Raw genomic sequence first — 20,967 nt, forward strand, 5'->3', positions numbered from 1 at the left:
ATCGTAGGTTTTTGTGGAGAGTGACATGCAGCTGAAACGGGTGGCAGAGGCTAAACTGCCGACACCTTGGGGCGATTTCCTGATGGTAGGATTCGAAGAACTGGCGACCGGACATGACCATCTGGCACTGGTATTCGGTGATATTTCCGGCGAAGCGCCGGTGCTCGCACGCGTGCATTCCGAATGCCTGACCGGCGACGCGTTGTTCAGCCTGCGCTGCGACTGCGGTTTTCAACTGGAAGCCGCACTGGAGCAGATTGCGGAAGAAGGCCGCGGCATCCTGCTTTATCATCGCCAGGAGGGCCGCAATATCGGCCTGTTGAACAAGATCCGCGCCTACGCCCTGCAGGATAAGGGCGCAGACACCGTGGAAGCCAATCACCAGCTCGGCTTCGCCGCCGACGAGCGCGACTTCACCCTGTGTGCCGACATGTTCAAACTGCTGGGCGTCGACGCGGTGCGTTTGCTGACCAACAACCCGAAAAAGGTCGAGATCCTGACCGAAGCCGGTATCAATATCAGCGAACGCGTGCCGTTGATCGTCGGTCGCAACCCGAAGAACGAACGCTATCTGGCCACCAAGGCCGCCAAAATGGGCCATTTGCTCGACCAGAAGTGATCGCCACCGCCGCGGAAACAATCAGGGCGCCTTACGGCGCCCTTTTTATTGATTAATTACAGCATTTTCCTGATCACATAGTGCAGGATACCGTCGTTTTCGTAGTAAGTCAGCTCATTGCCGGTATCGATGCGGCACCGGGTGTCGACCACTTCCTTGCGCCCGTCGGCATAGGTGATGTGCACCGGCACCGTCTGGCCCGGCTGCAGCTGTTGCAGGCCGCCAACGCTGATCTGCTCATCCCCGGTCAGCCCCAGGGTTTTGCGCGTCACCCCCTGCGGGAACTCCAGCGGCAAAATCCCCATGCCGATCAGGTTAGAGCGGTGAATACGCTCGAAGGATTCGGCAATCACCACCCGCACGCCCAGCAGGCGCGGCCCCTTCGCCGCCCAGTCGCGGCTGGAGCCGGAACCGTACTCTTTACCGGCGATCACCGCCAGCGGCACTTTCTCCTGCTGGTACTGCATGGCGGCGTCGTAGATAGACAGCTGCTGTTGTGACGGAATATGGCGGGTATAGCCGCCCTCCACGCCCGGCACCATTTCGTTGCGGATGCGAATGTTGGCGAAGGTGCCGCGCATCATCACTTCGTGGTTGCCGCGGCGTGAACCGTAGGAGTTGAAATCCTGCGGCGCTACGCCATGCTCGCTCAGGTAACGCCCCGCCGGGCTGTCGCGCTTGATGTTACCCGCCGGCGAGATGTGGTCGGTGGTCACCGAGTCGGCCAGAATCGCCAGAATGCGCGCGTCTTTGATGTCCTGCACCGGATCCGGCTTCACCTGCATGGTGCTGAAGAACGGCGGATGGCGGATATAGGTAGAATCCTCCTGCCACTGATAGGTCGCCGAACCGGTCACCTGGATCGCCTGCCAGTTGGCGTCGCCGTCGAACACTTCGCCGTATTCCTTGTGGAACATCTCGGTGCGCACTTCTTCCACCGCCTGAGCGATGTCCTGGCTGCTCGGCCAGATGTCCTTCAAATAGACCGGCTGACCGTCATTACCCTCGCCCAGCGGCTCTTTGGTCAGATCGATCTTCATGCTGCCCGCCAGCGCATAAGCCACCACCAGCGGCGGCGAGGCCAGCCAGTTGGTTTTCACCAGCGGGTGGATGCGCCCTTCGAAATTACGGTTGCCCGACAGCACCGCGCCAACGGTCAGATCGCCCTCTTTGATCGCCTGCTCGATAGGATCCGGCAGCGGCCCGGAGTTGCCGATACAGGTGGTACAGCCATATCCCACCAGGTTGAACCCCAGCTCTTCCAGATAGGCGGTGAGTTTGGCGCTGTCGAAGTAGTCGGTCACCACTTTGGAACCCGGCGCCAGCGAGGTTTTTACCCAGGGTTTGCTACGCAGCCCTTTCTTGACGGCGTTTTTCGCCAGCAGGCCGGCCGCCATCATCACGCTCGGGTTGGAGGTGTTGGTGCAGGAGGTGATCGCCGCGATCACCACTGCGCCGTCGCGCAGTTCGTGCTGCTGCCCGTCCAGCGTAAAGGTTTTGCTGTCTGTCTTGGCCTTGTGACCGCCGACATCCAGCTCGGTAGCAGCCTTGAACGCCTGCGGCACATTCGGCAGCGCCACGCGATCCTGCGGGCGTTTCGGCCCGGCGAGGCTCGCCTCCACCGTCGACATATCCAGCGCCAGCGAGCTGGTGAATACCGGCTCATCTCCCGGATTGCGCCACATGCCCTGCGCCTTGGCGTAGGCTTCCACCAGCGCGATTTGTTCGGCGCTGCGGCCGCTGAGCTTCATATAGCCGAGCGTAACGTCATCCACCGGGAAGAAGCCGCAGGTCGCGCCGAACTCCGGCGACATGTTGGCGATGGTCGCCCGATCGGCCAGCGGCAGATCGGCCAGGCCGTCGCCGTAAAACTCGACGAACTTGCCGACCACGCCGTGTTTGCGCAGCATTTGGGTGACGGTCAGCACCAGATCGGTGGCGGTAATGCCCTCGCGGAGCTTGCCGGTCAGCTTGAAGCCGACCACGTCCGGGATCAGCATCGACACCGGCTGGCCCAGCATCGCGGCTTCCGCTTCGATGCCGCCCACGCCCCAGCCGAGGATGCCCAGGCCGTTAATCATGGTGGTGTGGGAATCGGTGCCCACCAGCGTATCCGGATAGGCCACGCGGCGGCCACTTTCGTCGCTGTGCCACACCGTTTGGCCAAGGTATTCGAGGTTAACCTGGTGACAAATGCCGGTGCCCGGCGGCACCACGCGGAAGCGGTTGAAGGCCTTCTGCCCCCAGCGCAGAAAGGTGTAGCGCTCGTGGTTGCGCTGCATTTCGATACGCACATTGTCTTCGAAGGCGTTGTTATCGCCAAATTCATCGACGGTAACCGAGTGGTCAATCACCAGATCCACCGGCGACAGCGGGTTCACCTGCTCGACATTGCCGCCCAGTCGCCGTACCGCTTCGCGCATCGCCGCCAGATCCACCACCGCCGGGACGCCGGTAAAATCCTGCATCAGCACGCGCGCCGGACGGTAGGCGATCTCACGGTCAGCATGGCCGGTTTGCAACCAGGCGACGATGGCCTTGAGGTCGTCAACCTGCACGGTATCGCCATCCACATGACGCAGCAGGTTCTCCAACAGCACTTTCATCGATTTCGGCAACCGGTCGATAGCACCCAGCTGCTTCGCCGCCAGCGGCAGACTGTAGTAGTAATATTCGCTATTCAGCGCAACCAGCTTATCCAGACTTGTTTCACGAAGATCGGACGACATAGCTCCTCCATTTCTTATTGTGACTAAAACAGGGTAATCAGTGAGGTCTTGTTTAAAGATACCACAAAGACAAGTTAACGTTTTGATAACAACACGATTTGATCACAACGATAGGCGGGAACAATCACAGAAGTTAATGTGAAGAGTGTCAGCGAGTTACCTTAACCGCCGCTCCTTGCCTAAAACGCCAAAGCAGCATGAAACGGTTTCATCGAACATGCGCGATAATTTCAATCGGCATTTCCCGACACATCAGCGATATTGAACATTCTGACAATAAAGCACGCGCATGGAGCACATTTTGAATATCACCATCGATCCAACCTTCCAAAATCTAATGGTCGTGGCTACATCACTCATACCGTTGATTTTGTTTATCATTATTATCTACCGCACGCGCTCTGGTTATATTCTGCTCAAATTCTTGTGGGATAAAGTTCTGCGCGGTAAGGGCAGCCAGTATGAGAGCATCAAAACATTCGACAGTGAACAGTATGAGGTGCATCGCTTTATTTACCATTACGGCATCAAGGTAAGAAACCTCACGGAAATTGAGGCAACGCTGCGTTGGATGAAGAACAAAGACGTCGCAATGCATGAGTTGCGGCGCATAAAGGACAGATTTACCCCTAAAGATCAGAAAATTAGGCTGGCAAGCACGATGGAGTTTGCCATCCTTGCTGTATCTATCGTGCTTTTGTACTTCATTACCATTGCCGCAACGAAACTCACAATCACCAATGAAGCCTGGTATGAGTTCAAACAGACCACGCACAGTTTTCTGTTGGGCAAAGACTATGCGAAAAACTCAGATCTGTTTATTCCGTTTATATCAGACAAAAAATGGGAACTGACACGAGAGCAATGCGGCGCCCGTGATGCTTTTCAACGCGCCGCCGAGGTCGGTCTATTGGAAAGTGAGGTACAATCAATCTGTTATAAACTCACCAACGGTGATGACAGTGAACGGCGCGCCGATGTAAAAATACAAAAGAGAATAGGATGGACGCTTTTGGCATCAAGCCTTTATCTCCTTTACCTGGCTGTTATAACGATCGTCGCCGCCAAACGGGCCAAAACGTTGGATAAGCGTATCAATCAAGACGCTAACGCTTTACCTCAGTCTCAACCCCCGACGAATAACCAAGATGTGCCGTAAGCGGCAGCATACAAAACAGGAGGGACACCCCCTCCTGTTTTGGCCGACGCGCCACCAACCTGAACTTATTTAATCGGCAGCTTGATGTCCTTGAACATCGCTTCAATTTCTTCGTGTCGCTCTGCATAAGGCTTTGCGGGGTATAACTGATCATGGCAAACAGGATCGAAACAGGAATCAAACAGGTTTTTCAGCGTCCAAACGGGCTATTCGTGTTCTGCAAGCACCACAAAAACACCAATATCCAAATCGCATTGAGTACACGGGACGCTTTCATGGCTGTTCTGATGGCCCGTAACCTGATGATGGTCTATCTGCAACATCAGGATGAGGAGTTGGAAAGCATCCGTTCGCGGCTGTACGCCTGCCGAACTCAACTCCAGAAAGCACAGCTCGTTGGCTATGCTCCCGTGGCATTGGCCGCAGTGGCAACAACCCCCCTAGCCGATCCCACAGAGAAGAAAGCGGCAGCGCCGAAGCGAAAACGTAAACGCCTAACCCTATCAACGGTGCTCGAGGAGTATTTGAAGTGCCAGAAGGCAGAATGGCGAGGTAAAACTTACTCTGCGAATGAGGCCAAATGTCGCTACTTCATCACCCTTATTGGGAACAGGCTGATCACCGATATCAGTAAATCGGATGTGTCAGACTTTAAACAGCACCTGATTGATAGAGGGTTTAGCCCAAATACCTGCAATGACTACTTCATCAAGGTTACGGGTCTTTTCACCTTCGCAGCTACTCAGCGTGAGTACCTCACACGCTCCCCATTCGACGGTATGGGATTCAAACGGGTAACCAATCTGAAGCCACGGAGAGGTATAAAGAATGCAGAACACCAACAAGCTATTAACGGCTTTCCAGAACGATCGCAAAATTGGTGGCTGCTACAACTGCTCTATTATACCGGGTGCAGAATCAGTGAGATCGTCCAACTAACCCCAAGGGACTATCGTCAGATTGATGGCGTTTGGTGCATATCTATAAACGATGATGGAGTCAAAACTATCAAGAACGAAGCATCGCGGCGAAACATCCCTATCCACCATGATCTGATAGCGTTGGAAGTTTTAGAGGATAAACCTACCTTCTCGTATACCCCTGATCGGGCATCTCAATTGGTTAGCTCTATCTATACCGGCTTAGACGTCACCGCACATAGTTATCGTTACGGAATGAGTGACCGCCTGCGCAATGTAGAAGCTTCGGACTATGTTAGGTTCGCCCTGCTTGGGCATGCTCACAAAACAACTACTGATCGTGTGTATCGCTCGGATGGCGCTTTGGAACGCTTAAGAGAAGCTATAGATAAAACTTAGAATCGAAAGAACCTAACTACGGTCAGGTAAGGGGAAAAATTTACTGCCACTCCCCCTATACCCTCTTGACCTTGCATCTGTGTGGATATACAGTAAACACAACATATGGTGCATTTGGATTTCACTAAACACCATATGGGCATCTGTATCCAAAACAAAAATAGGTATATGAAAGTGGCAAATAATACAAAACAAACCTCAAAATCAGTCGCCTCGAAGGCGGCGCAAACGCTGAACAACCCTAATGCTTCAGCAATCCAAAAGAGCCTAGCCGGCTCAGCCTTGGCCCAGTCCAGCACGAACAAGCAAACTGGCAAGGCGATGGAAGCTAAGGCCTCAGCAGCTCTAGAAAATCCACGTTCTGCGGATCTCACTAAGAGCTTGGCCGGGACTGTAGTTTCACAGGCAAACAAGAACCGTTAAGGCATTATCTAATGGGGGAAATATCTATTACCCCCATTTAATTAAGTTATATAACTCGAACATTTTCACCAAGAGTAACTATTTACACCATATAATTAACCATTTATTTATACAGGTCGCAAAATCACCTATTGGAACGATATTCTTTTAGAAATCTAGCAGATGATCCTGCACAATAATTTATCAATTTCTTAACGTCGTTTTCATACATTGGCAAGTCTTTCCCGAAAACAATATACTCGGGAAAGGCAGACTTGCTATCATTAACTCTTTTTAGTTTTATAACGCCTTTTTCCCGATCCTCATTGATCAACCTTAACTCAGCAACAGTCTCCATACTCCCATTATGTAGCTGTTTTACTATAAATTTTCTATCAACGAAAAAATTTAATATATTTGGCGAGGTACTTTCTATTGAAATAACCCACGTTAATGGCATGGCATCGCATATCCTTTCACTAAGGATCTCACCATAAACTTGACCACTGTTACCGTTATTCAAGGCCATTATGATGTCAGGTTGTCCAACCAGAAGTCCTTTATCAGTTCCATCAATTAGGTATTCTAAGTTAGTAGACCATTTGCCACTAAGAAATGACTCGTCGTAAAGATATGTTTTTTTAAACTCTTCGTACGAGTTAGGTATATCGCTAATGCTTCTCAATCCGCCGCTAAAATTCGTTATGAAACCAGCAATAAAGAAAAGTGCATATTTTACCACGGACCAAATTTTATTTCTCACAAAGTCCCTCACCTAAATAAAACGCTGAGCATTGTATTAAAAAGACAAGAAATCGAAGAGTATATTTACAGAAAGCTTCACTTTTCAGCGATACTAACAGATTCTAGTGTTACTTGGACCAACATTTTTTGAAACTCCAATGCATCAATGTCACCATCTCTTTGATATTTCTCCTCAGCATCTTTTAATTCCGCCTCCATTCCTATACGTATATTTTCTGCCTTTGCCTTCCCTGTCTTTATCGCTTTGACAATACTTTTACAAAGAACCTCAGAATTATACATGGTATCTTGAAGATCTTTTAAATCCTCTTTGTTTTTCAAAAACATTGGTCCAGCATCACTATCAAGAACAACTCGTGTTGCCATTTTTCTGCATTCTGATTTAGCCGCAGTGAATCCAGAATAAACACTAAGAATTATAGCTACTAATGTCAATTTTCCACACATTAAAACACCTTCCTTGTCTAATTTAAGCCTTTAAAAGATCTCAAAATCCGTACATCTTCTTTTGAAATATCCTAGCATACCTATACCTCTACTTAACACCTTCTCTACCCCCTGAACCTTTTTCTCGAGCTATTTTCAAATATCAGTGGGGTAATTCTCTAACACCCTCTCAGACCTCTTGTGCAGCCCCGTATTGAATCCATCTTGAATCTAAATACAATCCATAGCTTAAACTTTAAATCTCTCACAAGTCGATACCAACCGATCTGGCGTGTCTGTCTTGCCTGCCCGGCTCCCGGTGCACAGTTGGTGCGTAGCTGATTAGCCTCTTTAGGCTCCCCTACCCACGTAGACCGCGTAAACACTGGGTTTTGATCTGGGGATTGGTTGATTTTTGAATAGCAATTTAACATAATGACTCTTAAACGCACCTTTGTAACAACCCCAACCAGTTACCTTTCCTCTATCTCAAGTCATTTGGTAACGCTACGCCAATTCTGAGACAACAACGAGAGGCAGAACACGCCAGATTCCACAGAGAAGATTGTGAGTGTGGATAACTCGATCAGTCTGTGGGTAAGTCTAACCAAAAATACCGATATTCGACCTTTTGGACACTTCGCCCCGTATTCAGCCGTAAGGCTCATAAACGCCTTTTTGGGCGCGGCTGCGCCTCTTTATCGGCAAGACTACCTTCAAGGGGCTACGCCCTGCATCGGTACGATGCACCCGTGCACGGGCGGTAGTGCCACACAGCTGCAAAGACCAAGGAGGCCCGGAGGAGCCGACTGGTGAGCCTCTTTAGGCTCTAAAACAGGCCCTTTTTTGGGCAAAATAAAAATAAGCGCGAAAAGCGTGTTTGGTTTAGAACCCTATCTTTTCTACCTCGCTGCAAAATAACTTGCACGCGGCTGTAAGGCCCGCCCCACAAGGGTTAATCCGTTTTTCGGAATATTTATATCTTCAATTGGGCAAGGTCTACCCCCTCCGATTTTGGGCAATAGTGGCGTTTAGTAGGCTCATTAATTGGGCACTTGTGGACCATTTAACGGCTTTAACCCCTATTTATTTTTGGTCAAATTTAGACGGATTACAGGCAAAAAGAAAGGGGCCGAAGCCCCTTTGTGTTAATGACCAACTGTCTGTTAGTGTCCAACCTGTATTAGTGTCCACCGCCGATCATCATGTTGATTTGGCGTCCGTCGAAGTCTTCAATCTCTTCACGTACCAAACCTTTCACGGCCCCATCCTGAACCTTGACCACCGAAGTTACTTCGATCTGGTGCTTTTGGGTTGCAGCTTCAACAGGATTGCGGTAAGTGTTCATGAAGGCACTGCCCGAATAAATACTACTCAGGTCGATTGTAGGCTGTGGTCTGAGTGCCGGAGGTGGCGCGATAGAGTCGGCTAGTTGGTACATTCCAGCGGCCCGGCCTGCGGCCTCCAGCCAAGGATTAGTAGGCTTACTGTCGAGTCTGGCTTGATTGATCCGTTCAGTTGGATCACCAAACTGGGATTGACCTACTTCCCATGCTGAATACAGCGTTCCCAGAGGCCCCAGAAGCTTACCGGCCTTACCTACCATGCCGACCTTAGAGGCCGCCCCGGCAACGCCGCCTGTCGTCTTGGAGGCTGTCTTAGCAACACCGCCAGCGGTAGCCGCTTCCACTCCGCCGAGTGCGCTGATTGACTTCAGCACACCAAGCAATTTTGTTAGTGGGTGAAGGAAGCCGATGATCCACTTCAGCGCCCCGCCCAACTTCCACATGCTGCCCGCAAAAGCTGTTACGCCCAATGCGTAGGCCGCCATTTCTCCCCAGCCTTTAAGACCTTCGAAAGAGATCCCCATCTGTTCAAGGTAATGACCGCCAACAGATGCAACAAATACGATCGTGTCATAGAGGTATGCGAAGGCGTCTGTGGCTCCGTCGATTACGTTACCAGCCAAATCACCCCAGAACTTGAACGAATCCGCGTTATTGTTCAGCGCAGCGGAAATGGTGTCGAATGCGTTGGTAAGAGCACTACCGAAGCCACCATCGAAGAATTCTCCCATTGACGCCTGCATTGCGGTCTTCAGTCGCTGGAAGCTTGCCCTATTCGAGTTGACCGCTCGATCGAGAGCGCCACATTGCGGGCGAGTGCCTTGAACTCATCAGCGACGGCCGGGAGGATGTCCTTAGACATCAGCTTGCCCTCTTCCATCATCTTAAACAGGTCTTTGGTAGTCAGGTTGACGTTATTTTGGGTCTTCTGAAGAGCCTTGACGAATACGTCTACTGCGCCGGGGAGGCTCTCAGAAAGTTGTCCCTTGAGCTCTTCGCTCATTATTTGACCTTTTGACGCCATCTGGTTAAGCGCTTTCAATGCCCGGGATTGCTCATCGGCAGAAGCACCTAGGACGGTCCCATATTCAGAAACGCCCTCGAAAAGGTTCCTAACCTGACCGTCAGACATTGAGGATTTAGCCGCCGCGTAGAAGGAAGTGTAATCCTTGCCAACTTTGATCAGGTCAAGGCCCAGACGGTTGGACTGATCACGAAGATACTGCATTTCCTTCGCTGCTTTGTCGGCTGAACCGGTAACAGCTGTAAGGCCCGACTCCATCGATTGCAGGTCTTGGCCCGCTGTCATGATGGACTTCCCGACGGCGACCGTGGCGGCAATGGTGATTGCACCCTTCGCACCTTCGATCATTGAAGTGTCCAACTTGGTGACCTTGGCAGTAACTGGCAGTGTCTGGCCTTTCATGCCCACACGGCCCTGTTTCCGCATATTGGTTTGCAGCTTGCTTACGGCGGCGTTGTACTCACCCACAGCAATCTTCCCGGCGTGGAATTGACGAGTCAGATCACCAAACTGGGAGAGGGATTCCGTTCTCTGCTTGCCGGTCAGGTTGTAGCTGCTGGCGGCAGTAGAGAAGCGGATAGACTTGGCGCGGATCTGTTGAATCTTACGCTCTGCTTGCAGCTGTTCGCGTGCGGCCTGTTTGGCTGCGGCTGCTTCTGCACGGGCGGCTTTAGTGCGTCGTGTATACTCGGATTGCTTGAAGCGTTCAGCGCCCGGCGGGGTCACTTTAGAGGTGGCAGCTTTCATCTTGCTAGCTGTCTTATCCCACTCTTGACCGATGCTCTTGATCGCTTTCTTTGCCTTGGCAAAGCTGCCCCGATCGACTTCCCAGCTTACGACGTTCTTTGTTGATGTAATGATCACATTGCTGCTCATGCTTCACTTCCTTGTTTTAGCTCTTGGATTGCATAACTGACAGCAGCAACGACCATCCGATTAATGTTTGTCTGGGGGCGATTATAGTGTACGAGAAAAAGAACGGGTTTGAACGCGCCCTAAAACACTTCATCGCTGAGGCTCGCAAGGCTAAAGCTGAATAAGAGAAAGGCCCCGCCGTAATTGGTTGGGGCCTTTTTTGTTTTAACGTGGTCGACAGCGCGGTTAAGAGACGCTCCAACGAGTAGCGAAACAAGGAGGGATTGAATTCCCCTCCTTGATGAGGCAAGCTCACCGTCTGTGTAGATCAACAGGATCGAAACAGGATACAAACAGGTGAGCGAACACCAGAGAATCGAAGCCTGCTGTAAGTCGTTAATTTTACGGCTTACTTAATCGGCAGCTTGATGTCCTTGAACATCGCTTCAATTTCTTCGTTGGAGCGCAGCGCCACTGCGCTGTCGACCACGTCGCGCGTCAGGTGCGGCGCGAAGCGCTGAATGAAGTCGTACATGTAGCTGCGCAGGAAGGTGCTGCGGCGGAAGCCGATTTTAGTGGTGCTGTAGGTGAAGATGTCGCGCGCATCCACCGTCACCAGATCCGGATCCTGCACCGGATCCACCGCCATGCTGGCGATCACCCCTACCCCCAATCCCAAACGCACATAGGTTTTAATCACGTCGGCGTCAGTGGCGGTAAAGACGATGCGCGGCGTCAGGCCGGCGCGGTTGAAGGCGGTGTCCAGCTCCGAGCGGCCGGTAAAGCCGAAGGTGTAAGTGACGATCGGGTAAGCCGCCAGTTCTTCGATGCTGATGCTGCTTTTTCCCGCCAAAGGATGATCGGGCTTCACCACCACCGCACGGTTCCAGTGGTAGCACGGCAGCATGATGAGGTCGTCGTACAAGTGCAGCGCCTCGGTGGCGATGGCAAAATCGGCGGTGCCCTTGGAGACCGCTTCGGCGATCTGCGTCGGCGAGCCCTGATGCATGTGCAGCGAGACGCGCGGGTAACGCTCGATGAAGCCTTTGATCACGTTTGGCAATGCGTAACGAGCCTGAGTGTGCGTGGTGGCGACGTACAGCGAGCCTTTGTCCGGGTAGGTGTGTTCACCGGCGACGGCCTTGATGGCGTCTACCTTGGACAGCACTTCACGCGCGATGCGAATGATTTCCTGGCCGGCGGGGGTGACCTGGGTCAGATGCTTGCCGCTGCGGGCGAAAATCTGGATGCCCAGCTCATCTTCGAGCATGCGCACCTGTTTACTGATGCCGGGTTGAGAGGTATAGAGCCCTTCTGCCGTCGAGGAGACATTCAGGTTGTGGTTAACCACTTCCACAATGTAACGAAGCTGCTGCAATTTCATATCTTATACCATCCTAGGTTAAACACTGCGGCTTACCCGCAGCCAGGTATATCGGTGTCGCCCCGGTATGCTGAAACTCACAAGCCATAAACCCCGTGTTCTACCCTGATGGTGAAGAAAACGCCGTTGTTAATAAGCTTTAATAATAAAAAAACTTTTTATATAACCACTATACCACGATGCAGCTTCAAGTATAGATCCGCGTCACACTATGATAACGATTATTTTGCATTGGTATCAACGTGAAACGGCGGTGTCGGAGGGATAAAAACAGCAAAGGATAGATCCGTTTGCCCCTTTTCACCAATAAAAAAACCAGCCGCCAGGGCTGGTTTTTCATCTTGCAGGCAGGACATCGCCCTTACTTCTTGCCTTCGACCCACTTGCCGTCCACGTAGAACGCGGACCAACCGGTCGCCTTGCCGTCTTTTTCAGAGGAGACGTACTGCTGCTTGGTTTTACGGCTGAAACGCACCAGCGTTTTGTTGCCTTCGGCATCCGCCACCGGCGCATCGGCCAGGTAGCGCAGTTTCTCCGGCAGACGATCCTTGAAGCGAGCCAGCTCCTCCACCAACGGCGCGCGGGTCTCGCGCGATTTAGGGAAGGTGTTGGCCGCCAGGAACACGCCGGCAGCGCCGTCACGCAGCACGAAATAGGCGTCGGACTTCTCGCACGGCAGCTCCGGCAACGGCACCGGATCTTCCTTCGGCGGCGCCACATCGCCGTTACGCAAGATCTTGCGGGTATTTTTGCAGTTCTCGTTGGTGCAGCCCATGTACTTGCCGAAACGCCCCATTTTCAGGTGCATTTCCGAACCGCACTTGTCGCACTCCACCACCGGGCCGTCATAACCTTTCAGGCGGAACTCGCCCTCTTCGATCTCATAGCCGTCACACGCCGGGTTGTTGCCGCAGACGTGCAGCTTGCGCTGGTTGTCGATCAGATAGCTGTCCATCGCCGTACCGCATTTCTGGCAGCGGCGGCGGGCGCGCAGCGCGTTGGTTTCCGCGTCGTCACCTTCGAGGATGTTGAGCACTTCCGCTTCAGGCACCAGGTTGATGGTGGTTTTGCAACGCTCCTTCGGCGGCAGCGCGTAGCCGGAACAGCCGAGGAACACGCCGGTGCTGGCGGTACGGATGCCCATCTTGCGGCCGCAGGTCGGGCAGTCGATGCTGGTCATCACCATCTGGTTAGGCCGCATGCCGCCTTCTTCCGGATCCTTCTCCGCCGTTTCCAGCTGCTCGCTGAAGTCGACGAAGAACTCGTCCAGCACCGCTTTCCACTCGGCCTGGTTGTTGGCGACCTCATCGAGACCATCTTCCATGCGCGCGGTGAAGTCATAGTTCATCAGCTCGCGGAAGTTTTCTTCCAGACGATCGGTGACGATCTCACCCATTTTCTCGGCATAGAAGCGGCGGCTTTCCACCCGCACATAACCGCGATCCTGAATGGTTGAGATAATGGAGGCGTAGGTGGACGGGCGGCCAATGCCGCGTTTTTCCAGCTCTTTCACCAGCGAGGCTTCGCTGTAGCGCGCCGGCGGCTTGGTGAAGTGCTGGCTCGGGATCAGTTTCTGCAGATCCAGCTCGCTGCCGATTTCGACGTATGGCAGGGTGCGATCTTCATCGCCCTTGCGCAACGCCGGCATCACCTTGGTCCAACCGTCAAAGCGCAGCGTACGGCCCTTGGCGCGCAGCTGATAATCACCGGCTTTCACCGTCAGCGTGGTGGAATCGTACTGCGCCGGCGTCATCTGGCAGGCGACGAACTGGCGCCAGATCAGCTGATACAGCTTCTGCGCATCCGCTTCCATGTCTTTCAACTGCTCGGCGAGCACGTTCACGTCCGAAGGACGGATCGCTTCGTGCGCTTCCTGCGAATTCTCTTTGCTGCTGTACTGATTCGGCGCCTTCGGCAGGTATTTATCGCCGAAGTTGTCGCCGATGTAGCCACGCACCATGTTGAGCGCATCCTGGCTCAGGTTGGTGGAATCGGTACGCATATAGGTGATGTGGCCGGCTTCATACAGCCGTTGCGCCATCATCATGGTTTTCTTCACGCCGAAGCTCAGGCGGGTGCTGGCGGCCTGTTGCAGCGTGGAGGTAATGAAAGGCGCGCCCGGCTTGCTGCTGGTCGGTTTGTCTTCGCGATCCAGCACCGTGTAGCGGGCTTTTTCCAGCAACTTGACCGCGGCGTGAGTCTGCTCGCGGTTGACCGGCTTGAACGGTTTGTCGTGCGCGTGGGTCACTTCCATCTGCAGCGCGGTTTCACCCTTCGCCAGCAGATCGGCATGCAGTTCCCAGTACTCTTCCGGCACGAACGCCTTGATGTCGCGTTCACGCTCAACCACCAGACGCACCGCCACCGACTGCACACGGCCGGCGGACAGGCCGCGGGCGATTTTCTTCCACAGCAGCGGCGAGACCATATAGCCCACCACGCGGTCCATAAACCGGCGCGCCTGCTGCGCGTTGACGCGATCAATGTTCAGCTCGCCCGGCTGTTTGAACGCCTGCTGGATCGCGTTTTTGGTGATTTCGTTAAACACCACGCGGCTAAAGCGTTTGTCATCTCCACCGATCACTTCCCGCAGGTGCCAGGCGATGGCTTCCCCTTCGCGGTCAAGGTCGGTTGCGAGATAAATGTGGTCGGCGTTTTCCGCCAACGATTTTAACTCGGCGACCACTTTTTCTTTACCCGGCAGGATTTCATAATGCGCTTTCCAGCCGTGGTAAGGGTCGACGCCCATGCGATTTACCAGCGCCGCCTTCTCATCTTTTTTAACTTTTTTCTTGGCTTTGTCTTCGGTTGAGTCAGCGCTCTTTTTGCTGGCTGAGCCACTGGTCGGCAAATCACGGATGTGACCGACGCTGGACTTCACCACGTAGTCACTTCCTAAATATTTATTAATAGTTTTGGCTTTTGCCGGGGACTCAACTATTACGAGAGCTTTACCCATATTTACCTTTACCTAATTTATTTCTTCTAAAAAGAAGTCTTTTATCTCGCCGTGCCGCGGCAATTCGTGTCTCTTTTTTTATATTGCGGCAGTCTGGCAAGAGATCAACAGATTTTTTTCTTTTGGTTGCCCAACTGCTCAACCTGAACGCAAGTTGTTGATCCTGCCTGCTATTCACCCATGCCCCAGAAGTATGGCTGTGTGAGTTTTATTCATGGCGTAAACAAAACCTTCCACCCGACGCCGCAAAATCCCACACTGTACCTGATAAAAAGCGTCACGCAACCTAATTAGCATGGAAAGTCCGATTTCGCCAACCGGCGGCCGCCCATGGCCATCCAGACGGCAAATAAACCTTAGTCGGTTTGCGGATAAAAGCGAACCGGCGTTAGAATATGCGCAGAGTTTTTAGTTTGGAGTCTAATAAATGCGCACGAATACTGCACCTATCGGCCGCGAGGCCCTGCTGGCGGAAGCAAATAACATCATCCGCCAACACGAAGATTATCTGCACGGCATGATCGCCACCGACGTTGAACAAAAAAGCGGCGTTTTAGTTTTTCGCGGCGAATACTTTTTGGATGCCGATGGATTGCCCACCGCCAAAACCACCGCGGTATTTAATATGTTTAAACATTTGGCTCACCTGCTTTCGGAAAAATACCACCTGGTCGATTAAGACAAGAAAACGGGGGCGCCTGGCCCCCGTTGATTCACGCTCTCGTTGCCGTTACAACAACGGCTTTTCCCCACGCTGCCACCAGCGCAGCAGCAAACGATCGACGCTTTCCGCCGCGCTGCCGGTGAAGCGATCCATCAGGCGTTTGCGGCGCGTATAGCGCACAGCGATCACTTCGTGGTTATCCAGCTCGGCGATCAGCAAATCATCGCTGGTGCCGATGGCGTCGACCAGGCCCTTCTCTTTCGCCTGTGAACCGAACCAGTGCTCACCGGTGGCGACGCTGTCGATATCGAGCGACGGGCGCTGCTCATGCACGAAGCGCTTGAACAGTTCGTGGGTTTCGTTCAAATCTTCGCGGAACTTCTCGCGCCCCTGTTCGGTGTTTTCACCGAACAGCGTCAGCGTGCGTTTAAACTGCCCGGCGGTGTGCAACTCCACGTCGATGTCGTTCTTCTTCAGCAGACGGTGGAAGTTCGGGATCTGCGCCACCACGCCGATGGAGCCGATGATGGCGAACGGCGCCGCCACGATGCGATCCGCAACGCAAGCCATCATGTAGCCGCCGCTGGCCGCCACTTTATCCACCGCGACCGTCAGACGAATACCGCCTTTGCGCAGGCGCTCCAACTGCGAAGCCGCCAGGCCGTAGCCGTGCACCACCCCGCCAGGGCTTTCCAGGCGCAACAGAACTTCATCCTGCGCCGACGCCACCGCCAGCACCGCCGAGATCTCTTCGCGCAGCGAGGTGACCTCGTGCGCGTCCATGCTGCCCTTGAAATCCAGCACATACAGGCACGGCTTGGCCACTTCCACCGCGCCGGACTTGGCGCGCTGCTTCTTCAATTTGTCATCAGATTTGGTCTGCTTCTTGAACTGTTTCAGCCAAACCTTCTGCTCGGCGGCATCCATGCGCGCCAGGCGCATATCGCGCTGCATCTCGCGATACTGTTCGCCGAGATCGGTCAGCTGCAGCTCCCCTTTCTGGCGGCTCTTGCGTTGCCCCAAACTGACCGCCAGGATGGCCAACGCAGCGATGGCGAGCACCACCGTGGCGACCTTGGCCAAAAACAGGCCATAAACAGATATAAACTCCACAGATTCCGCCTTTATTTACAGGTTGTTAGTATGCTTATTTCCATTTTAGCCAACCGCAGCGGCTGCTGTCGCGGCTAAATGAAAATTCATTGCGCACAGAGCATCACTATGGGGACGATTTACGGCCGAACCAAGCCGCCACCGCCGCGCTTTTGTTACAAAAGAATGCCATTTCAGCCTGCTACGCATTGAAAATGCCTGCGGATTAAGGCATATAACACCCATTATTCATCAATATGATGAGACGGATTCGCTGCGCGGCCCGCAGACGGTCGAGCCTTCGCTCCCGCCCCGGCCGCGCGTTTCACCCTTGCTCCCCGATATCCGCGGGAGAACAGCCACCCAGGCGAGGATTTATCGTGCATTACCAACCCAAACAAGATCTGCTCGAACAACGTATCATTTTGGTCACCGGCGCCGGCGACGGCATCGGCCGCGAAGCGGCGCTGACCTACGCGCGCTTCGGCGCTCAGTTGGTGCTGCTGGGGCGCACCGAGAGCAAACTGCTGGCGGTACAACAAGAGATCGCAGCCCTGGGCGGCGCCCCGGCCCTGGTGGTCACGCTGGACTTGCTGCACGCCACTCAGGAGCAATGCCGGCAGATAGCCGACGATCTGGCGCGTCAGATCCCCCGCCTTGACGGCGTGTTGCACAACGCCGGCCTGCTCGGCGACATCGCGCCGATGGCCGACCTGTCGATAACCATGTGGCAAGAAGTGATGCAGGTTAACGTCAACGCCACCTTTATGCTGACTCAGGCGCTGCTGCCGCTGCTGCTGAAATCCCACGCCGGTTCACTGGTGTTCACCAGCTCCAGCGTCGGGCGTACCGGCCGCGCAGACTGGGGTGCCTATGCGGTGTCAAAGTTCGCCACCGAGGGCATGATGCAGGTGTTGGCCGACGAGTATAAAAACCGCAATCTGCGGGTGAACTGCATCAATCCGGGTGGCACCCGCACCAAAATGCGCGCATCTGCCTTCCCGCACGAAGACAAGAACAAGCTGAAAACCCCGGCCGATATCATGCCGCTGTATCTGTATTTGATGGGCGAAGACAGCCGCCGCAAAACCGGCATGAGCTTCGACGCGCAGCCGAACCGCAAACCCGGCGCAGCCGAATAATCAGGAGCGTTTCATGGCGGAAGATCGTCATCAACAGCGCCAGCAGCGCCTGAAAGAACAGGTCGATGCGCGCATCGCCGCGGCGCAGGACACCCGCGGCCTGCTGCTGGTGTTTACCGGCAACGGCAAGGGTAAAACCACCGCCGCCTTCGGCACCGTCACCCGCGCGGTCGGCCACGGCATGCGCGCCGGGGTGATCCAGTTCATCAAGGGCGAATGGCCCAATGGCGAAAAGAATCTGCTGCAGCAACACGGCGTTGAATTTCAGGTGATGGCCACCGGTTTCACCTGGGAAACGCAAAACAAGGCCGGCGACACCGCCGCCTGCCAGGCGGTGTGGCAGCACGGCAAACGCATGCTGGCCGACAGCGGCCTGGATCTGGTTCTGCTGGATGAAGTGACCTACATGCTGACCTACGGCTATCTGGAACTGGAAGAGCTGAAGGAAGCGCTCCTGCAACGCCCTGCGCATCAAACGGTGATCCTGACCGGGCGCGGCTGCCATCGCGATCTGCTGGAACTGGCGGATACGGTCACGGAGATGCGGCCGGTGAAACACGCATTCGACGCGGGCGTGAAGGCGCAACAGGGGATCGATTGGTAACAAAACGTTCTGGCCCCGAACGGGGCCAGAATGGCGGGATTAGCTGCGTTTGCTTGGCTTGCCCGGTTTGCTGCCTGGCGCACTGCGGCGGCCGCTGCCGGCCACCTGCGAGTGGCGCTTGACCGCACGGCGGATCTGGTTGGCCTTCACGCGGCGGCGCTCACGCTCCACCGGCATTTTGCTGACCGTTTCCGGTTTCAACTCCACCAGCTCGCGCAGGTAGTTGATCGCCGGCAGATCCAGTTCAGCCCAGCCGCCGCGCGGCAGGCCTTTCGGCAGATCGATGTCGCCGTAACGCACGCGGATCAGGCGGCTCACTTGCACGCCCACCGCTTCCCACAGGCGACGCACTTCACGGTTGCGGCCTTCGGTCAGGGTCACGTTGTACCACTGGTTGAGGCCTTCACCGCCCTGGAAGCTGATGGTGCGGAAGGCGGCCGGGCCGTCTTCCAATTGCACGCCTTTGCTCAGCTGCTTCACTTTCGCATCGTCAACCTGGCCGAACACGCGCACCGCGTACTCGCGCTCCACTTCACGGCTCGGGTGCATCAGACGGTTGGCCAGTTCGCCATCGGTGGTGAACAGCAGCAGACCGGAGGTGTTGACGTCCAGGCGCCCTACCGCCACCCAGCGCGAACCGCGCAGCTTCGGCAGGCGATCGAACACCGTCGGGCGGCCTTCAGGATCGCTGCGGGTACACAGCTCGCCTTCCGGTTTGTAGTAAGCCAGCACCCGGCAAACCACCTCTTCGGATTCTTTGATCGACAGGACATGGCCATCCAGACGGATTTTCATCGCCGGCGTCACTTCAACGCGATCGCCGAGCTTGGCAACCTTGCCGTCGACGCTGACGCGCCCGGCTTCAATCATGGTTTCGATTTCACGACGCGAGCCATGCCCGGCGCGCGCTAAAACTTTCTGTAACTTTTCGCTCATTGAGCAACCTCTAATGTCGCCTTCACAGGCGTCGGGGGGATACCGCCGCGGCCAAGCGCCACGACGGTCATAATACGCTTATCAGGATCGAACCGCGTATTATACAGGCTTTCTAAGGTGTTGAAACCCACTTTATCGGCGGTGGCCCCCTTCAGACAGCGTTCACGGCGCCAAAAAATCCTCCACCGCCCACAGCACCGCGTCGGGCCGTTCCAAAATGCCGAGGTGAGTGCGAGCCTCGCCTAGACGCACCACGGAGAAAAACGGCTGTTCGGCGGCAAACGCCTGCTGTTGCCGCAGGTAGTCGTCGCGGCGATCCAACGAGTAGATGTGCCGACACGGCGGCGGCGCGCTCATGCCCGCCAGGCGTTGCAGCGGCGAGCCGTATTGCCGATAGGCCTGTTCGATGGCCACGCCGGCGGCACGCCAGAGCCGGTAATCTTCCTGCGCCATCTCGACCTCCAGATGGCGTTTGACCCGATCGTGACGGATGCCGCCCTGCCAGAAGTCGAACAAGGCGTCGCGCGCCGCCAGCCACTGCTGCGGCTGCTGCATGCGGCTCACCGCCGTAAAGAACGCCGGCTCCGGCTGCGTCATGATCCAGTCGAGAAACACCATGCCCCGCACCCGCTGCGGCAACGCTTCGGCCAACGCCACCGCCAGCCAGCTGGCGTGCGCCACCGACAGAGTGACCGCGTTATCCAAACGCAGCGCCGTCAGCAGTTGGCGCACATCCTCCAGCAAGTCGTCCGCCGTCAGCGACATCTCCGTGGCTTTTGACGACAGGCCATGGCCGCGCCAGTCGATGCTGATCACCCGATAGCGTTCGGCCGCCAGAGCGATGAACGGCTCAAACACGGTTTTCGGTTCGCACCAGCCGGGCAGCAACACCAACGTGAGCGGCCCTGAGCCGATATCCTGATAATCGAGCATCATGTTGGCACTGTGAAATGCGGTCATATTACCTCCTGCGCGTCTCTCCCCGACCCGTTCGGGGAATACCGACGGGGATAAGGTGACAGCGCAGCAGGTATTGATCTATTGAAGTTCGTGCGGAAAGTCCCCTGGGCGCACCTTATGAAAAAATGCGCACTAATTGGAATGGGAACTTAATGGCGCACGCAGGGATAGGCGGCGCTTAACGCCAGCATGATCACCGACGGTGCGGAATAATGCAGTTGCTCAGGATGCTCGTTCAAATACTGCATCACCGCGTCGGCGGCTACGCCGATGCTCATCCCGGCTTCCGGGCAGATATTGCGATTGCCCTGCATGGAATAAGTATCGAATACGCCGGCGACGTATCCCATGAACATGCCGCCATTCAGCGCTTCGGCCACGGTGGCTTCACCGCTTTTATTTTTTACGTAACCGCCGGATTCCGCCAGCAAACCGCTGCCTGAATAAAACCCCGCATTTGCCATTGAGGAAAATAATAAGGCCGCTAAAAAAGAAACCTGTTTAATCATTGCTGCGCATCCTGCCCATTATCAATTCTGAAGTAGTCAAGAATAGCGGCTTTCACGCGAAATAGCCTCGCTT

Annotated in this window: 19 protein-coding genes; 7 read left to right on the forward strand and 12 right to left on the reverse strand. The window is 54.7% G+C overall.

Annotated features, from left to right (window positions below):
- Window positions 1-25 precede the first annotated feature (25 nt).
- The gene (gene ribA, locus IT763_RS12560) at window positions 26-619 is read left to right on the forward strand and encodes a GTP cyclohydrolase II (RefSeq protein ID WP_004930678.1); all 594 of its coding nucleotides are present in this window, start codon (window positions 26-28) and stop codon (window positions 617-619) included.
- Between the two features lie 56 nt (window positions 620-675).
- Here the strand turns inward: ribA and acnA are convergent, their stop codons facing one another.
- Window positions 676-3,348 carry an aconitate hydratase AcnA gene (acnA, locus tag IT763_RS12565; RefSeq protein WP_206194760.1) on the reverse strand — a complete coding sequence of 891 codons (2,673 nt, stop codon included), beginning with the start codon at window positions 3,346-3,348 and terminating at the stop codon, window positions 676-678.
- Between the two features lie 301 nt (window positions 3,349-3,649).
- Between acnA and IT763_RS12570 the strand changes: the two genes are divergently transcribed.
- The 3 genes from IT763_RS12570 (at window position 3,650) to IT763_RS12580 (ending at window position 6,249) form a co-directional block, all read left to right on the forward strand.
- A complete protein-coding gene (locus tag IT763_RS12570) occupies window positions 3,650-4,507 on the forward strand; it encodes a DUF6216 family protein (protein WP_143779057.1) in 858 nt (285 codons plus the stop codon).
- Between the two features lie 152 nt (window positions 4,508-4,659).
- Window positions 4,660-5,826 carry a site-specific integrase gene (locus IT763_RS12575; RefSeq protein ID WP_223307149.1) on the forward strand — a complete coding sequence of 389 codons (1,167 nt, stop codon included), beginning with the start codon at window positions 4,660-4,662 and terminating at the stop codon, window positions 5,824-5,826.
- A 174-nt stretch (window positions 5,827-6,000) separates the two neighbouring features.
- On the forward strand, window positions 6,001-6,249 hold the full coding sequence (locus tag IT763_RS12580) for a hypothetical protein (RefSeq protein WP_206195458.1): 249 nt from the start codon (window positions 6,001-6,003) through the stop codon (window positions 6,247-6,249).
- A 124-nt stretch (window positions 6,250-6,373) separates the two neighbouring features.
- Here IT763_RS12580 and IT763_RS12585 read toward each other — a convergent pair whose 3' ends face one another.
- The 7 genes from IT763_RS12585 to topA all read right to left on the reverse strand — a co-directional run bounded on the left by IT763_RS12585 (window position 6,374) and on the right by topA (window position 14,987).
- Window positions 6,374-6,991 carry a hypothetical protein gene (locus tag IT763_RS12585; RefSeq protein ID WP_176602515.1) on the reverse strand — a complete coding sequence of 206 codons (618 nt, stop codon included), beginning with the start codon at window positions 6,989-6,991 and terminating at the stop codon, window positions 6,374-6,376.
- 77 nt (window positions 6,992-7,068) lie between these two features.
- Window positions 7,069-7,440 (reverse strand): hypothetical protein, encoded by a 372-nt coding sequence (locus IT763_RS12590; protein ID WP_141240937.1) that lies wholly within the window; start codon window positions 7,438-7,440, stop codon window positions 7,069-7,071.
- Between the two features lie 1,162 nt (window positions 7,441-8,602).
- The gene (locus tag IT763_RS23360; RefSeq protein WP_241005472.1) at window positions 8,603-9,496 is read right to left on the reverse strand and encodes a hypothetical protein; all 894 of its coding nucleotides are present in this window, start codon (window positions 9,494-9,496) and stop codon (window positions 8,603-8,605) included.
- 20 nt (window positions 9,497-9,516) lie between these two features.
- Window positions 9,517-10,665 (reverse strand): tape measure protein, encoded by a 1,149-nt coding sequence (locus IT763_RS23365; protein ID WP_241005473.1) that lies wholly within the window; start codon window positions 10,663-10,665, stop codon window positions 9,517-9,519.
- A 388-nt stretch (window positions 10,666-11,053) separates the two neighbouring features.
- A complete protein-coding gene (cysB, locus tag IT763_RS12600; protein ID WP_004930690.1) occupies window positions 11,054-12,028 on the reverse strand; it encodes an HTH-type transcriptional regulator CysB in 975 nt (324 codons plus the stop codon).
- A gap of 221 nt (window positions 12,029-12,249) precedes the next feature.
- Window positions 12,250-12,384, reverse strand: a complete 135-nt coding sequence (locus IT763_RS23450) for a hypothetical protein (protein WP_255253503.1) — start codon at window positions 12,382-12,384, stop codon at window positions 12,250-12,252.
- Window positions 12,385-12,389: 5 nt separating this feature from the next.
- Window positions 12,390-14,987 (reverse strand): type I DNA topoisomerase, encoded by a 2,598-nt coding sequence (topA, locus tag IT763_RS12605; protein WP_004930691.1) that lies wholly within the window; start codon window positions 14,985-14,987, stop codon window positions 12,390-12,392.
- Between the two features lie 427 nt (window positions 14,988-15,414).
- On the opposite strand from topA, the gene IT763_RS12610 reads away from it, so the two are divergent.
- Window positions 15,415-15,666, forward strand: coding sequence for a YciN family protein (locus tag IT763_RS12610; protein WP_004930700.1), 252 nt, complete (start codon window positions 15,415-15,417; stop codon window positions 15,664-15,666).
- Window positions 15,667-15,717: 51 nt separating this feature from the next.
- On the opposite strand, the gene sohB is transcribed toward IT763_RS12610, so the two are convergent.
- Window positions 15,718-16,764 carry a protease SohB gene (gene sohB, locus IT763_RS12615; protein ID WP_016927527.1) on the reverse strand — a complete coding sequence of 349 codons (1,047 nt, stop codon included), beginning with the start codon at window positions 16,762-16,764 and terminating at the stop codon, window positions 15,718-15,720.
- Window positions 16,765-17,123: 359 nt separating this feature from the next.
- Between sohB and IT763_RS12620 the strand changes: the two genes are divergently transcribed.
- Together IT763_RS12620 and cobO are read left to right on the forward strand one after the other, a co-directional pair.
- The gene (locus tag IT763_RS12620; protein WP_016927526.1) at window positions 17,124-17,885 is read left to right on the forward strand and encodes a YciK family oxidoreductase; all 762 of its coding nucleotides are present in this window, start codon (window positions 17,124-17,126) and stop codon (window positions 17,883-17,885) included.
- 13 nt (window positions 17,886-17,898) lie between these two features.
- Complete coding sequence (cobO, locus tag IT763_RS12625) at window positions 17,899-18,489, forward strand: cob(I)yrinic acid a,c-diamide adenosyltransferase (protein ID WP_016927525.1); 591 nt, start codon at window positions 17,899-17,901, stop codon at window positions 18,487-18,489.
- A 39-nt stretch (window positions 18,490-18,528) separates the two neighbouring features.
- On the opposite strand, the gene rluB is transcribed toward cobO, so the two are convergent.
- The 3 genes from rluB to IT763_RS12640 all read right to left on the reverse strand — a co-directional run bounded on the left by rluB (window position 18,529) and on the right by IT763_RS12640 (window position 20,894).
- A complete protein-coding gene (gene rluB, locus IT763_RS12630) occupies window positions 18,529-19,425 on the reverse strand; it encodes a 23S rRNA pseudouridine(2605) synthase RluB (RefSeq protein WP_015378049.1) in 897 nt (298 codons plus the stop codon).
- 162 nt (window positions 19,426-19,587) lie between these two features.
- The gene (locus tag IT763_RS12635) at window positions 19,588-20,385 is read right to left on the reverse strand and encodes an alpha/beta fold hydrolase (RefSeq protein ID WP_033640137.1); all 798 of its coding nucleotides are present in this window, start codon (window positions 20,383-20,385) and stop codon (window positions 19,588-19,590) included.
- 149 nt (window positions 20,386-20,534) lie between these two features.
- Complete coding sequence (locus IT763_RS12640; RefSeq protein ID WP_016927523.1) at window positions 20,535-20,894, reverse strand: Rap1a/Tai family immunity protein; 360 nt, start codon at window positions 20,892-20,894, stop codon at window positions 20,535-20,537.
- Window positions 20,895-20,967: the final 73 nt, after the last annotated feature.

The organism is Serratia sp. CMO1 (assembly GCF_015689115.1).
Classification (GTDB): Bacteria; Pseudomonadota; Gammaproteobacteria; order Enterobacterales; family Enterobacteriaceae; genus Serratia; species Serratia marcescens.